At 41.6% G+C, this 14850-nt stretch carries 15 protein-coding genes; 3 read left to right on the top strand and 12 right to left on the bottom strand.

Features of this window, described 5'->3' with window-relative positions; all coding sequences use genetic code 11:
* Positions 1 to 10 precede the first annotated feature (10 nt).
* The 3 genes from msrA to POV26_RS06850 form a co-directional block, all read right to left on the bottom strand.
* On the bottom strand, positions 11 to 682 hold the full coding sequence (gene msrA / locus POV26_RS06860) for a peptide-methionine (S)-S-oxide reductase MsrA (protein WP_272855728.1): 672 nt from the start codon (positions 680 to 682) through the stop codon (positions 11 to 13).
* 113 nt (positions 683 to 795) lie between these two features.
* Complete coding sequence (locus tag POV26_RS06855; protein ID WP_272855727.1) at positions 796 to 1578, bottom strand: zinc ribbon domain-containing protein; 783 nt, start codon at positions 1576 to 1578, stop codon at positions 796 to 798.
* 3 nt (positions 1579 to 1581) lie between these two features.
* A complete protein-coding gene (locus tag POV26_RS06850; RefSeq protein WP_272855726.1) occupies positions 1582 to 2676 on the bottom strand; it encodes a Nif3-like dinuclear metal center hexameric protein in 1095 nt (364 codons plus the stop codon).
* Between the two features lie 104 nt (positions 2677 to 2780).
* On the opposite strand from POV26_RS06850, the gene lpxK reads away from it, so the two are divergent.
* The gene (gene lpxK / locus POV26_RS06845; RefSeq protein WP_272855725.1) at positions 2781 to 3788 is read left to right on the top strand and encodes a tetraacyldisaccharide 4'-kinase; all 1008 of its coding nucleotides are present in this window, start codon (positions 2781 to 2783) and stop codon (positions 3786 to 3788) included.
* On the opposite strand, the gene POV26_RS06840 is transcribed toward lpxK, so the two are convergent.
* The 6 genes from POV26_RS06840 to POV26_RS06815 all read right to left on the bottom strand — a co-directional run bounded on the left by POV26_RS06840 (position 3789) and on the right by POV26_RS06815 (position 9998).
* A complete protein-coding gene (locus POV26_RS06840; RefSeq protein ID WP_272855724.1) occupies positions 3789 to 6035 on the bottom strand; it encodes a response regulator in 2247 nt (748 codons plus the stop codon). It lies immediately after the preceding gene.
* Positions 6036 to 6065: 30 nt separating this feature from the next.
* Positions 6066 to 7064, bottom strand: a complete 999-nt coding sequence (gene gap, locus POV26_RS06835; protein WP_272855723.1) for a type I glyceraldehyde-3-phosphate dehydrogenase — start codon at positions 7062 to 7064, stop codon at positions 6066 to 6068.
* Between the two features lie 12 nt (positions 7065 to 7076).
* Positions 7077 to 7961, bottom strand: a complete 885-nt coding sequence (gene lipA, locus POV26_RS06830) for a lipoyl synthase (protein WP_272855722.1) — start codon at positions 7959 to 7961, stop codon at positions 7077 to 7079.
* A 114-nt stretch (positions 7962 to 8075) separates the two neighbouring features.
* Positions 8076 to 8642 (bottom strand): RNA polymerase sigma factor, encoded by a 567-nt coding sequence (locus tag POV26_RS06825; protein WP_272855721.1) that lies wholly within the window; start codon positions 8640 to 8642, stop codon positions 8076 to 8078.
* On the bottom strand, positions 8633 to 9727 hold the full coding sequence (locus tag POV26_RS06820; RefSeq protein ID WP_272855720.1) for a glycosyltransferase: 1095 nt from the start codon (positions 9725 to 9727) through the stop codon (positions 8633 to 8635). Before POV26_RS06820 ends, POV26_RS06825 begins: the two co-directional genes overlap by 10 nt.
* A 49-nt stretch (positions 9728 to 9776) precedes the next feature.
* The gene (locus POV26_RS06815) at positions 9777 to 9998 is read right to left on the bottom strand and encodes a hypothetical protein (RefSeq protein ID WP_045080701.1); all 222 of its coding nucleotides are present in this window, start codon (positions 9996 to 9998) and stop codon (positions 9777 to 9779) included.
* A 91-nt stretch (positions 9999 to 10089) separates the two neighbouring features.
* Here POV26_RS06815 and POV26_RS06810 point away from each other — a divergent pair, with 91 nt between their 5' ends.
* Positions 10090 to 10716 carry a fasciclin domain-containing protein gene (locus tag POV26_RS06810; protein WP_272855719.1) on the top strand — a complete coding sequence of 209 codons (627 nt, stop codon included), beginning with the start codon at positions 10090 to 10092 and terminating at the stop codon, positions 10714 to 10716.
* On the opposite strand, the gene murB is transcribed toward POV26_RS06810, so the two are convergent.
* Together murB and POV26_RS06800 are read right to left on the bottom strand one after the other, a co-directional pair.
* Positions 10713 to 11726 carry a UDP-N-acetylmuramate dehydrogenase gene (murB, locus tag POV26_RS06805; RefSeq protein ID WP_272855718.1) on the bottom strand — a complete coding sequence of 338 codons (1014 nt, stop codon included), beginning with the start codon at positions 11724 to 11726 and terminating at the stop codon, positions 10713 to 10715. The genes POV26_RS06810 and murB overlap by 4 nt on opposite strands.
* A complete protein-coding gene (locus tag POV26_RS06800; RefSeq protein ID WP_272855717.1) occupies positions 11726 to 12916 on the bottom strand; it encodes a pyridoxal phosphate-dependent aminotransferase in 1191 nt (396 codons plus the stop codon). Before POV26_RS06800 ends, murB begins: the two co-directional genes overlap by 1 nt.
* Before the next feature lie 113 nt (positions 12917 to 13029).
* Between POV26_RS06800 and POV26_RS06795 the strand changes: the two genes are divergently transcribed.
* A complete protein-coding gene (locus POV26_RS06795) occupies positions 13030 to 14358 on the top strand; it encodes an aspartyl protease family protein (RefSeq protein ID WP_272855716.1) in 1329 nt (442 codons plus the stop codon).
* 56 nt (positions 14359 to 14414) lie between these two features.
* On the opposite strand, the gene POV26_RS06790 is transcribed toward POV26_RS06795, so the two are convergent.
* On the bottom strand, positions 14415 to 14810 hold the full coding sequence (locus tag POV26_RS06790) for a DUF1573 domain-containing protein (RefSeq protein WP_272855715.1): 396 nt from the start codon (positions 14808 to 14810) through the stop codon (positions 14415 to 14417).
* Positions 14811 to 14850: the final 40 nt, after the last annotated feature.

The raw sequence follows: 14850 nt of genomic DNA, 5'->3' as shown, positions 1-14850 counted from the left end.
TTACACAAAATTAATGCGTTGTATCCTCTTTTAATAATTCCGGAAATTTCTCCTTAAATCTATTCAAACGTGGAATGGAAACATTTTGAATGTACGGATTATCGGGGTTGTTGCGCTCGTAATTTTGATGATATGCCTCTGCTTTCCAGAATTTTTGGAATGGCAACACTTGCGCGGCCACTTTATCGCCGTCAAGTTGTTTGTTCAGCGCCTCGATTTTTTTGTCTATTATTTTCTTTTCTTCATCGTTTTGATAGAAAATTATCGAACGATAGGATCTTCCGTGGTCCGGCCCTTGGCCGTTCACTTGGGTTACGTTTTGTGAGCCAAAATACACATCGACCAATTGGCTGAAACTTACAACTTCCGGGTCGTAAATAACCTCTACGGCTTCTGCGTGGTCGCCGTGGTTTTCATAGGTTGGGTTTTTCATTGTACCGCCGCTATAACCCGAAATTGCTTCCTTTACGCCTTTTACGCTTTCATAGACTGCTTCAACACACCAAAAACAGCCGCTTGCAAAATAGGCCTTTTTTAAACCATTCTGCATTTCCGTTTGAACCGGAACCTGCTCTTTTTGAGCCAACTTCTCGGCTTGCTTGTTGTTTTCGTTTGAAGGTTTGCAAGCGCCTTGGAGTGTAAATAGAAAAAGGCTTGCAACTAAAACTGTGAATTTTTTCATTTCGAAATGTTTTGAACAATAGGTCATAATTTATTTTAAAACCTTTCAATTAAAGTACAAAAAAAAGCCCCCACAGTATGTGAAGGCTTTGTTATAATTGATTTTTTGAGTGCTTATTTGAGTTTCGCGAACATGGCTTCCATCTTTTCGCGCTCCTCGTTTGCAAGATCCGGATCTACCAGGATACGGCCACTGTGCTCATCGGTAATAATTTTTTTGCGACTGGCAATTTCCACTTGTACTTGCGGCGGAATAATAAAGAAAGAACCGCCAGAAGCACCGCGTTCAACAGGTACAATGGCAAGTCCGTTTTTTACATTTTTACGGATTCTTTTGTATGCCTTAATAAGTCGCGGTTCAATTTGCGCTTCAAAATTATTGGACTCCTTTATAAGCGTTTGCTCTTCTTTTTCGGTTTCTTTTAAGATTTCGTCCAGCTCGTTCTGTTTGTGCTTCAAATGCTCGGAGCGCTCGTCAAAACGTGCTTTGGTTTCTTCGATTACTTGATTCTTTTGCTCTATCTGTGCGCGATATTCCTTAATGTTTTTTTCCGCAAGTTGTATTTCAAGTTCCTGGAACTCAACCTCTTTGCTTAAAGAGTTGTATTCGCGGTTGTTGCGAACATTGTCCTGCTGAGCTGAATATTTTTTGATGAGGGCTTTGGACTCTTCAATGTTGTTCTTTTTTTCCTTGATTTGGTCTTCAATTACCTCAAGATCGGCCTTCAGTTTTTCCAAACGGGTGTTCATTCCTGCCACCTCGTCCTCAAGATCTTCAACTTCCAACGGAAGCTCGCCACGAACGCTTCTTATTTCATCAATTCTGGAATCAATAAGCTGTAGGTCATACAAGGCTCTTAACTTCTCTTCAACAGTAACTTCGGTTTTTGTTGCCATAAATTATAAATAGCTAATAGGATTGGTATTTGTTTGTGATAAAAGGACTGCAAAATTAGTAATTTTTTTCTTAAGGAAAGAATGTAAAAGCTCTTTTGTGTACTGCTCGCTTTCATAATGCCCAATATCTGCCAAAAGCAGCGTGTTTTCTGCCTTAAAGAAGTCGTGATATTTAAAATCCGCCGAAATAAATGCATCGGCACCACCATTTTTTGCGGCATCAATGGCAAAAGCTCCGCTTCCGCCGAGAACTGCAACCTTTTTAATTGGTTTTTGGAGCAAAGCGGAATGGCGCACGCAAGCTGTTTTCATGGTTTTTTTCAGAAATTTTAAGAATTCGTTTTCTTCCATCGCTTGTTCCAGTTCCCCGACCATTCCCATCCCCAAATGTTGGTTTTGGTTTTCGAGTGTAGTAATTTCATAAGCTACTTCTTCGTACGGATGCGCTTCAAACAAGGCTTTTAAAATAGTCCTTTGGAGGTGTTTTGCAAAAGTAATCCCAATTTGGGTTTCCTCCTCAAAATGTGTTTCCCCCTTTTTCCCGATTACGGGATTGGAGGCTTCATTGCCCTTAAAACTGCCTTTTCCCTCAATATTGAAACTGCAATTTTCGTAATTGCCAATATTGCCGGCACCAACTGCAAATAGGGAATTTCTAACTTTTTCAGCATCCTTTGAGGGCACAAACGTAATGAGTTTTTTAATCGTTTCCTTTTGGGGAATCAATACCGAGCGATTTTTCAACCCGAGCTTTTCGCAGATCATTGCGTTTACGCCGTTCCAGGAATTGTCAAGCGCAGTATGATTTGAGAATATGGCGATATCGTGCTTTATGGCTTTTTGCACCACGCGTTCCACATAGGTCTTTCCGGTAATTTTTTTCAAGCCCGAGAAAATAATCGGGTGAAAGCTCACGATGAGATTGCAGTTTTTTTCAATGGCTTCGTCCACCACTTTCTCAAGCGTATCCAGCGTTACCAAGATTCCCGAAACGGTGGCATTGGCATCGCCGACGAGCAGGCCCGTATTGTCAAACCCTTCGGAATAGGAGAGGGGCGAGAGCTCCTCAAGCAGTGCGATTACTTCTTTTACCTTCATTTTTCTACATTTTTGGTAAAGATAACGGTTTGCCCAATTTTTAGCGACCTCTATTTTTATTTTAAAGCAATCCTCAATTTCTGCGGAATTAGTACTTTCGTCAAATGAATTTTCTGCGGAAGTTATTATTTCCTTTTTCAATCCTGTACGGCGGCATTACTGCGCTCCGCAACTTTTTTTACAACAAAGGGATTTTGAAAAGCAAAAGCTATGATTTTCCGGTTATCTGCGTGGGAAACCTTTCCACGGGCGGTACGGGAAAATCGCCGATGATTGAGCTGTTGGTTTCTTTTTTAAAAGATGATAATAAAATTGCCGTTTTAAGTCGAGGTTATAAACGGAAGACTTCCGGTTACCGCGAAGTTTTAACTGAAAGTACTGCGGAGGAAGTGGGCGACGAGCCGCTTCAGTTTAAAATGAAATTTCCCGAAATATCCGTCGCTGTTTGCGAAGATCGGCAAACGGGAATTGAAAAACTGCAGGATAAGGCAGCTGTAATTTTGCTCGACGATGCCTTTCAACATAGAAAGGTAACCGCCTCTTTAAGTATTTTGCTCACTTCCTTTGATGAACTGTATGTGGACGACTGTATGCTGCCCGCGGGAAATCTTCGGGAGCCGAAATTTGGCGCAGGTCGGGCAGATATACTTGTTGTAACGAAATGTCCCGATACTCTTTCCGATTCCAAAATCGAAACCATAAAGCGAAAACTGAAGCCGAAACCGCATCAGGAACTATATTTTTCAAAAATTGGCTATGCTTCCAAAATAAAAAATGCAACTGAAGATAAGCCGCTTTCCTATTTAAAAGATCGCGAATTCCTTTTGGTTACCGGCATTGCCAATCCAAAACCTTTGGTTGGCTTTTTAAAAAATGAAGGATTCAGTTTTGAGGAAAAATCATTCCCCGACCATCATAATTTTACGGTTTCTGAGATTGAAGGATTAAAAAAGCAGGGTTTAATATTGACGACCGAAAAGGATTTTATGCGGTTGCAGCCAATTGCAAACACAACTGAAATCTACTATTTACCAATAAAAACGGTAATTCTGAACGGGGCAGAAGACAGTTTCAAGAGAAGAATTGAGCGGGAAATTAAGGTGGAAGAATAATTACTTTACCAAAAAGTCATTGCTGCGCAGTACCCTGTTTATTTTATCGAAGAAGTCTTCGGCTTTAAATGGTTTTGGGATAAATTCATTGAAACCGGCCTTGTAAAAATCTTCTAAATCCTCTTCGAGGGTAATTGCGGTAAGTGCGATAATGGGCACGGTTTTATTGAATTCACGGATTTTTTTGGTCGCTTCAATTCCGCTTATTCCGGGCATATGTATATCCATTAAGATAATATCGTAATCCGTTTCTTTAGCTTGTTTTATGGCGTCCATTCCGTTGTCAACCACGGTGCAGACCATTTTTTTCTTCTCAAGAATTTTTTTGGTGATCATTTGGTTGATTTTGTTGTCTTCCACAATCATCACTTTTTTATTATCGAAAAGCGTATTTTCCAAAACAACTTCAATGTCGTTCAGGTTAGTCTGTGAACCACTGTCCTCAGCAATATCGTAGCTTATATTGAACCAAAATTTAGAACCTTCGCCCAATTTACTTTCCAAAAATATTTTGCTTCCCATCAGTTCCAAAAGGTTTTTCACGATGGAAAGCCCCAGTCCGGTTCCGCCGTATTTCCTATTGATTTGGAGTGAACCTTGGGAGAAGGATTCAAAAATGGTGTTCTGTTTTTTCTTTGAAATACCATCTCCGGTATCTTCAACCTCAAAATGTACAACCACTTTTTTTGCGTTCTTTTCTGCATTTTTCACGCGAACCCAAATTGTGCCGTTCTCTGTAAACTTGATTGAATTGCTTATCAGATTGATCAGGATTTGGGATATTTTAAGCGAATCGCCAATCACTTCATTGGGAAGGGTATTGTCATATTCGTAATGAATCGTATTGTTTTTCGTCTCTGCAGATTTTTTTAAAGCTGTGAGCACGCCGTCTATCCTCTTTTTCAAATGAAAGGGAACTTTTTCAATCTCTACTTTATTCGCTTCCAGTTTGTTAAGATCGAGAATATTGTTGATAAGCGAAAGTAAATATTCCCCAGAAAACTTGAGGGAATTTAGATGTTCCTTTTGCTCGGGTTTTGGGTCTTCTTCCAAAAGCAAATGGGTCAATCCAGTAACCGTGTACATTGGCGTTCTAAGTTCGTGGGTTATGGTTGAAAGAAACAGCGCTTTGGCCTGTGAGGCTTTTTCGGCGTTTTCTTTTGCTTCTTGCAGCTCCGTATTTTTATCCTGAAGAAGCTCGTTTGCCTTCGCCCGTAGATTGTTGTTTTTGTAGAGCGAAAGCGTCAATAATGAAAGTATCAGTATTAATGCAATGCTCAGCCAGCCCGTAAGTTTTCCGAGGAAAAGCGATTTGTCTTTTTTGGTCAAGTCGTCCTTTTGGCTGGCAATGGTTTCTTTTAAATCGCCAATCGCAGATTCCGCTTGGATTCCGCGTTCAATTGCTTTTAAATGTATTTGTTTCAGGGAATCTTTTTGATGCAGGTAAAATTTCAGTTCTTCCTCTGCCTGCGCACCTTTTTCTTCAGCAATTAAAATCTGGGAAGCAATGCGGTGATTTTCTACCAACAATTTTGAAAAGCCTTGCGCATGGGCAATTTCTGAAATTATGCCCAAAAGTTGTCTCGCTTCAAAAAGCGGTTTTGGATAGACTTCAGGATCAATAAGCGATAGTGCATCGGCAAGATTGCTGTATGCGGTTACTTCCTGGTAAAGGAGCCCCTGCTCCTTGAATCCATTTGCCGCAATTTTAAATTTTTCCACGGCAGTGTTGTAATTTCCAAGTTGGAGCGCCAGCAAACCTTGGCCATAGACCGTATTGACTTTGCCTTTTGTGTCTTTAAGTTTTGTGTAAAGCGAATCTGCTTTTGCCAGATATAATTCCGATTTTACATATTTTCTGGTCGAAATAAGGATGATTGCATACAGATTGTAAACTTTCGCAAGTTTGTGGTCGTTTTGATACGATTCTGCACTTTTTAGGGCCACTTCAACTTGTTCCGCGGCTTTCCCAAAATATTCCAGATTGTAATAAAGCTCGGCTATGCTTAACTCAACATCTGGTTTGTAACTTCTGTATTTAGGCAACATTGCCAGTTTATTGGCGTCGTTCAAGTTCTTTACGGCTTCAATAAAATCTTCCTTTTCAATAGCTTTTGTAGCGTTATACTGAAGTTGTTTTATGGCTACAATGGTATCCTTTATTTGATAGGGAAAGGATTTTATCGAAAACAGTGCACATACAAGAAGGGGCACGATAATTTTGTATTTCGAAAGTAATTGGAGCATCGGTTAATTTAATGGGGGCAATAAATATAGTTATTTCACGGAAATTCTGTCAATTAAATCTATAATTCTGGATGAATAGCCAATTTCATTATCATACCATCCAATGATTTTTACCATTTTTCCTATTACGGAGGTCATTCCCGCGTCAAAAATGCATGAATTTGTATTGCCCACAATGTCAATGGATACGATGGGGTCTTCGGTATATTGAAGAATTCCGGCAAGTGAATTTTCCGAAGCGTTTTTGAAGGCATCGTTTATTTCTTCAATTGAAACCTCTTTTTTGACGTTTAAGGTTACGTCTGTCAAGGAACCATTCGGAACGGGCACCCGGATGCCGCACCCGCCAATAACATCAGAAAGTTCGGGGAATATTTTGGTCAAGGCCTTTGCCGCGCCCGTGGTCGTGGGCACGATGGATTGTCCCGCAGCCCGTGCACGCCTTAAATCCCTGTGTGGCTGATCGTGCAAACTTTGGTCGGTCGTATAGGAATGGACCGTTGTAATGTACGCCTGCTCAATACCGCAAAGCTCGTTGATTATTTTCAACATGGGCGCCGCATTGTTTGTGGTGCAGGAAGCGTTGGAAATAATTAAATCGTTGGAATCGAGAATTGAATCGTTTACGCCAAGAACGACCGTTTTTATGTCGTCATCCAACGGCGGAACCGATAGGATTACTTTTTTGGCTCCGTTTTTCAAATGGTTTTCAAGCTGTTTCCTGCTTTTGAATTTGCCCGTGCATTCCACAACAACATCTACATTGCCCCAAGAAATATCTTTTAGGTTTTTTTCCGAAGAAAATTTTACCTTCTTTCCGGCAACGGTAATCTCGTTTTTTGAGTGTGAAATGTCTTCCTTTAAAACCCCGTGGATGCTGTCGTATTTTAAAAGATGGCCCATTGTTTTTGTATCGGCCAAATCGTTTACGGCAACAACCTCAATGGAAGGATGGTCCAAAAGTAACCTGAAAAGATTGCGGCCAATGCGGCCAAAACCATTAATGCCGACGGTTGTTTTTTTTTGCATTTCAGAAATTATTTAGGTGAGATGCTTTTGTGCCTTGTACGAAGAACGGACCAGTGCCCCGCTTTCCACGTGCCGAAAGCCCATTGCCAGCCCCGCGCTCTCATATTTTTTGAACTGTTCCGGCGTAATAAACTCCTTTACGGGAAGGTGTTTTTTGGAAGGTTGCAAATATTGCCCAATGGTCAAAATATCCAGTCCAATATTCTTCAAATCTTCCATGGTTTGAAAAACCTCTTCTTCCTTTTCGCCCAAACCGAGCATAATGCCGCTTTTGGTGCGAGGCATACCGGATTGTTTCAAATAATTCAAAACTTCAAGACTGCGTTCGTATTTTGCCTGAATCCGAACTTCCCGTGTCAACCGTTTTACCGTTTCCATATTGTGGCTTACCACTTCGGGTTTTACGGCGATTATTCTGTCTATATTTCGGGTGTTGCCCTGAAAATCCGGAATCAGGGTTTCCAAAGTAGTTTCGGGGTTCATCCTGCGGATAGCCTTTACGGTTTCGGCCCAAATGATGGAGCCCATATCTTTCAAATCATCACGGTCAACAGAGGTTATAACCGCGTGCTTTATGTTCATCAATTTAATGGAACGGGCTACTTTTTCGGGCTCGTCCCATTCTATGGTTTCGGGGCGTCCGGTTTTCACGCCGCAAAAGCCGCAGGAGCGGGTACAGATGTTTCCCAAAATCATAAATGTTGCCGTGCCCTCGCCCCAACATTCGCCCATATTTGGGCAGCTGCCAGAGGTGCAGATGGTGTGCAGTTTATATTTTTCAACCACGCCGCGCAGTTCGGTGTATTTTTTTCCGGTGGGAAGCTTTACGCGAATCCATTTCGGTTTGGGTCCCGAAGTTTCGGAAGGCTTTTGAATTTCCAAAGTTTCTGTGCTCATAAGGGAAACAAAAGTACGAAAAAAAGCCCCCTAACCCCCAAAGGGGCAACTCCATTTTTTTTCTTGGAATTTGGTCTCGATAACTATCGGGATTGTTTTTGGGATTCGTATTACTTACCCTTTCTGTGTAATGATTTCAGCAAGCAATTTTCGGGCGCGAAGGAGCCGCACCTTTATGTTATTCAGCGGTTCTTCCAGGGTTTCGGAAATTTCATTATAGCTCATCTCCTGAAAATAGCGAAGGTTTATCACATCTTGGTAATGTGGTTTTAGTTGTTTGATGTACCTTAAAAGTTCCGCAAGATTTTGTTCCCGAATCAATTCGTCCTCGGGAGTGGGCGAGTGGTCCGCAATTTTTTGGACCTGCTCGTTGGAAGCGTCTGTTGTATTGGAATAGATGGAGGCGTTTTTTTTCCGCGTTTTGTCTATTTGTATGTTTTTTGAAATAGCGACGAGCCAAGTGGGAAAGGTGTAATTTTCGTCAAAAGTTTCAATTTTGTCAAAAGCCTTCGCGAAAGTTTCAATGGTAATATCCTCGGCCTCGTGCTCGTTGCGCACTCTTTTCAGCTGAAAACCGTAAACTTCGTTCCAATAATAATCGAGCAAAAACTTGAAAGCGCCCTGCTTTCCTTTTTTCGCTTTTTCTATTTGGCGTGCTATTTCTTCCGAAGTTATTTCCATCGCGCGTTTTTTTCGCTGCTGTTGGAAATAAAGATACTTAATTGATTGAAGACTAAAAACAATTCATAAAAAGGAATGAACGGTACCAAATCCTGCTCCCCTAATTTTTTGGCCGCTTTGCCTATAATGAGATACTGAAAAACAACGCGTATCAAGATGATGCCAAGTCCAAGAATCCAGAACTCGGTAACTAAGCTCAGGGGCGCCAAAAGCCAAAACAATAAATTAAAGCCAAAATACACCGCCAAAAGAAACCGATGTTTTGGTTTGTAAAGTCTTGCGGTGGAATAATGTCTTTTTTTCTGGATAAGCCATTTTTTCTTCTTTTTCTTCGGAAATGAATACGTAAAAGCTTCCGGTTCTATGCAAATGGCCACGTTTTTGGATGTTGCGGCTTCATTCACAAAAAGGTCATCATCACCCGAAGGGATTTTTATGTGGCCCATAAAGCCCTTGTTTTCGTAGTAAAGATTGCTGGTGTAAGCCAAGTTGCGGCCTACGCCCATATACGGATTGCCGGCCTTGGCATACGAAAAATATTGGACCGCTGTCATCAAAGTTTCAAAACGGATCATTTTGTTCAGGAATCCGGGGTGTTTTTCGTAGGCACCATAACCCAGGACCAACTGTTTTTCGTCGGAAAATTTACTGGCCATTATTGCCAACCACTCTGTTGAGGCGGGATAACAATCTGCATCGGTAAAAACGAGGCGGGTGTTTTTTGCGCGTTTAATGCCAAGGGTTAGGGCGTATTTTTTATTGGCCCAAAACGCTTCGTTGTTTTTCACGTTGACAATTTGGATGCGGTTGTCATTTTCAGCAAAACTTTCCATTACTTCTAAAGTCTCGTCAACCGAAGCGTCGTTTATGAGTATGATCTCAAAATTGGCGTAATTTTGCTGTTGCCAAAGCGGAATGTTCTTTTTAAGATTTTCGGCTTCGTTTTTGGCACATATTATAAGGGAGATAGGATATTTTTCCGAAGTGGTTTTTTCCGAAGGTTTTAAAAAAGCAAGTTTCGAGAAGAAGATGTAATAAATACAGTTAATCAACGCGACCGCGCCGAAAACGTAAAGTAGCACCATAGGGGTTTACGATTGTAATTTTGTGAATAAAGACGAAGCTTAAATTTAGTTAATTGGAAGAAGCCTCAATTTTGTGGGTATCTTCCTTACAAGTATCGAATTGGTCCGGGGTTTTTCCGCAGAAGCCGCACGATTGGCCCTCCTTGTTTAAAAAAGGACTCTGGCTGGCACAGGTGCCGGCAAATTTTCCATCTTTTTTTGCCCACAGTTTTATGGCGATTCCCGCAACGGCAAGTAATAATAAAGCTAAGGTGATAAGTAAAAGTTTCATCTCAAGTATTTAGGGTGCAAAAATACAATCTTTCTTGTTGTTTTGCTCGGAATTTAAGTATTTTTAGCCTCCATTTTTAAATATTTTAACGATGCCAAAACCATTCGCTTTTCTGTTGATTTCGATGTTTATCCTTTTTACTTTTTCTTGCAAAAATGAAGCGCAGGATGCCCAAAAAACGGTACCTGAAAAAACCGCGGTAGATACCGTTAAAAAACCACCGGTGAAAAGAGCCCCCAAGAAAGACTTGACTCCCGAAGATATTGCCGTAATACAAAGTGTAATGGCCCGCATAATGGCCGAACCCCATTTAAAAAAGTATGCAAGTTATTTGGTAACTGCGGGAATGGGTACAATGCTTTCAGAAGATAAGGGGCCATTTACTGTTTTTGCACCATCATCAGTAGCACTTGAATCCTTGACAGCTGAAAAAAAGAAATTCTATGCTACGCCGGACAATAATCCGAAGCTGGAAGCAATGTTAAAATCCTACATAGTTTCGGGGAAAATGGATAAGGAAACCTTGCTGCAAACCATTGATAAAAGTGGCAGAGCAAAGCTAAAGACGCTTGCAGGAACTACTTTGACCGCAACAAAATCTGGGGAAGATATTGTTATTTCCGACGGAAAAGGCGCAAAGGCTAACGTGGTGAAAGGGAGCATTGAAGGCTCAAACGGAGTGGTTTACGTTGTGGATGGCTTGCTGGGTGCAAACTAAAAAACGTTCACTTCCGGCTCAATAAAGATGCCGGTCATTTCCTTTACCTTTTTTTGGATTTCCATGGCGAGCTGCCAAATTTCCTTGCCGGTGGCGTTTCCGTAATTTACCAAAACCAAGGCTTGGTTTTTATGCACGCCCGCATCGCCAAAACGCTGGCCTTTAAATCCTGCTTTTTCAATGAGCCAGCCCGCCGGAATTTTAAATTCCGTAGGCGAAACTTCGTAAAAAGGAGCTTCGGGATAATTTCTTCGGAACTCTTGGAAGGTTTCAGCATCCACAACCGGATTTTTAAAGAAACTACCGCTATTGCCCAACACTCTCGGGTCCGGAAGTTTTGATTGGCGAATGGCGATTACCGCTTCCGAAATGTCCTTTATTGAAGGGGTTTCGATATTTTTATCGGCTAAAATCTTTTGAATATCGCCGTAAGAAATACTCGTTTTGTGATTCTTTTTGGTCAATCGGAAAGTAACGCTGGTAATAATATATTTTCCCTTTGCCTCGTTTTTAAAAATTGAATTGCGGTATTCAAATTCACATTCGGCTTTTGTGAACTCCCGTTCTTTTAAAGTTTCAATTTCAACAGTGTTGCAACTTACAAACGTATCTTTCAATTCTACACCATAAGCGCCTATATTTTGAATGGGCGCCGTACCAACGTTCCCGGGAATCAGCGAAAGATTTTCCAGGCCGCCAAAATCATTCGCGATGCAATATTGAACAAACTCGTGCCAGTTTTCGCCGGCCATTGCTTTCACCCAAACTTCGGTTTCGGTTTCCTTTAAAATTTCAATTCCCTTTAAATTTATGTGAAGAACATATGCGTCCAAATGGGCCGTCAACAGCATATTACTACCGCCGCCGAGAATGAAGAGCGTTTCGGAAGGTTTATTGGAAAGCGCCTGTTTCAATTCAGAAATAGTTTCAACCGAAACAAAATAACGCGCATTGCAGGCTATGCCAAAAGTATTGTAGTTTTTAAGCGATTTGTTTTCTTCAACCGGCATCAATCCTTATATTTTTGAAGGGCGATTTTTAAGATTTCCACTGCACGGACAAGGCTTTCCTTTTTCAAAACATAGGCAATGCGCACCTGGTTCAACCCAACGCCGGGACTGGAATAGAAACCTGCGGCTGGAGCGACCATAACGGTTTCGCCATTGTCGTCAAATTCCTCCAAAAGCCACTGCGCAAAGGCATCGCTATTTTTTATAGGAAGTTGTACGATGCAATAAAAAGCGCCTTTGGGCTCGCCGACCTGCACGCCGGGAATGGCTTTGAGCGCGGTAACCAAAGTGTCTCTTCTATCCTGGTATTCTGCGATTACCTCGTCAAAATAACTTTGGGGCGTCTGCAGTGCCGCTTCGCTGGCAATCTGGGCAAAGGTGGGCGGGCTCAAACGCGCCTGCGCAAATTTTAAGGACGTGGCGATAACCTGTTTGTTTTTTGAAACCAGACAGCCAATGCGCGCGCCACACATGCTGTACCTTTTTGAAACCGAATCGATGATGATTCCGTTTTCGGCCAAGCTTGGTTCTTCGAGAATTGAGTAATGTTTATAGCCGTCGTAGGTGAACTCGCGATATACTTCATCAGCCACCAAAAACAGATCGTGTTTTTTAACGATTTTGGCCAAGGTCTGTATTTCTTCTTTTGAATAGAGATACCCTGTTGGATTTCCGGGGTTACAGATAAGGATTGCCTTTGTTTTTGGGGTAATCAGTTTTTCAAATTCTGAAATTGGCGGCAAGGCAAAATTGTCTTCAATTTTTGAAATAACGGGCACGATCTTTACATCGGATGCCGTGGCAAAACCGTTGTAATTTGCATAAAATGGCTCTGGGATAATGATTTCATCGCCTGCATCGGCAATGCTTCCCATGGCAAATAGCAGGGCCTCGCTTCCGCCTGTTGTAACAATAATGTCATTGGCCTCAACGGAAATGTTGTTCTTTTTATAATAATCTGCAATTTTTTCGCGGTATTCCAGCGACCCTTCCGAGCGGGTATAGGCAAGTATTTCCAAATGGTGGTTTGCCACGGCCTCCATCGCAATTTCTGGCGATTTGATATCGGGCTGGCCAATATTTAGGTGATAAACGGTCTTGTTTGCTTTATAGGCTTTTTCGGCGTAGGGAACCAGTTTGCGGATGGGTGATTCCGGCATGTTTTTCCCTTTATTTGAAACTGAAGGCATAGTGAATTGGTTTGTGGCAAAGTTGCAAAATATATTTTATAATTCCATTGTGCCTGTAGCAACATTCGCCTTTTTTTTATATCTTCAATGGTTCTCAAAAAATTCTCAAAAATTTGTATAAAAGCTTCATCATCTTTCTTTTTATGTGTGTTTCTGCTTCCTTGGCGGCACAGTCTGGCTTTTTTTTGCAGAATGACCGAAAGCGGGACAGGATCCCTTTTCAATTGGTAAACAATCTACCCATAGTTGCGGTGGAAATAAACGGCACTCCGCTTTCCTTTATTCTCGATACGGGCGTTAAATCTACCATTCTTTTTAGTTTGGAGGAAGCAGATAGCGTACAGGTACGCAACACTTCCCCCGTGCTTCTACAGGGCTTGGGGCCGGGCGGAACGGTAAAGGCTTTGAAAAGCTTGAACAATACGGTAAAAGTTGGCGATGCCATAGATAGGAACCACGCCCTTTACATAATTTTTGATAGTTCGCTCAATTTTTCGCCACGAATGGGCATCCCGATCCACGGTATTCTGGGGAATGATTTTTTTCAGAATTTTATTGTAAGGATCAGTTATTCCACACAGGTCATAACCGTTTATGACCCTCAGAGATTTCCGTTGAAGAAGTGCAGAAAATGTGAGGATTTGCCATTGAATTTTGTGTCGGGCAAGCCCTATATTTCCCTAAATGTAGCTTCAGGGGAAAAACAGGAAGAAGTAAAGCTATTGGTAGATTCTGGCTCCAGCGATGTGATTTGGCTTTTTGATGACAAGGATTTTATTGAAGAATCCCCAAAAAATTATTTCAATGACTTTTTGGGGCTGGGCCTCAGTGGGAACATTTTTGGCAAGCGCGCCAGAATTCCGGAACTCAGTTTGGGCAAATATCATTTAAAGGAAGTAAACACCTCTTTTCCCGAAGAAAATGCCATTTTGAAAGCACGGTATTACGAAGACCGCGACGGCAGCGTTGGCGGAGGATTCTTGAGCAGGTTTACGGTTACTTTCGATTATGGAAAAAAACTGGTGCGGTTTAAGAAGAACAGCAAATTTAAAGATCCCTTCCATTACAATATGAGTGGATTAACGTTGGAACACGAAGGAATGGAGTTGGTAAAACAGGAACGGCAGGCCGCCGTGAATTCAAACCGGGCAAACCAAAACGATAATTTTACAAGAAACAGCGTCTCCATAACTACCGAGGTCCATTTTTCATTGGTCCCCAAATATGTGGTTGTAGATGTTCGGGAAGGTTCGCCGGCTGCATTGGCGGGAATCCAAAAAGGAGATGAGGTTATTTCCATAAACGGCAAACCTTGTTATGAATATAAACTGCATCAATTAATTGAATTGTTTTCCAGCGAAGAGGGAAAGCGGATAACGATGGAGTATAGAAGGGATGGGGCTATAAATAAAACAAAATTCTACCTTAAAAGTGTGTTCTAAAAAAAATCGGCTGGAGCATTTGCTCCAGCCGATTTTAACTTTAATAGTAAAGTTGTTTAGCTTTTTTCCAAAACACTGCTGGAGTCGTTCATCACTTCTCCCTTTATTTTTAAAGCTACCATAGGTTCGCTGGCGTTGGAATAAACCGTAATGGTCTTTCTGATTGGGCCAACACGGTTTGTGTCATACTTTACCTGAATAGTGCTACTGGCACCGGGAGCAATGGGTCCGTCCGGTTTTTTCGGGACAGTACAACCACAGCTGGATTTTACATCACTAATAATAAGCGGGGCATCGCCAGTGTTAGTGAACTCAAATAAGCGAACGCCGTCACTGCCTTTTGCGATAGTGCCGTAATCCACGGTGTCTTCCTTGAAACTGATTTTTGCTTGCTGCGCCTGTGCGGTAAAACCGATAAGGGCAACAAGAGCCATAAGAGCTAATTTTTTCATGATTTTATGTTTTTAATGATTGCTAAAGTATATAACTTTT

It is taken from the genome of Aequorivita todarodis, from assembly GCF_028561335.1.
Lineage (GTDB): Bacteria > Bacteroidota > Bacteroidia > Flavobacteriales > Flavobacteriaceae > Aequorivita > Aequorivita todarodis.
This window is presented reverse-complemented; position numbering and strand designations above follow the sequence as displayed.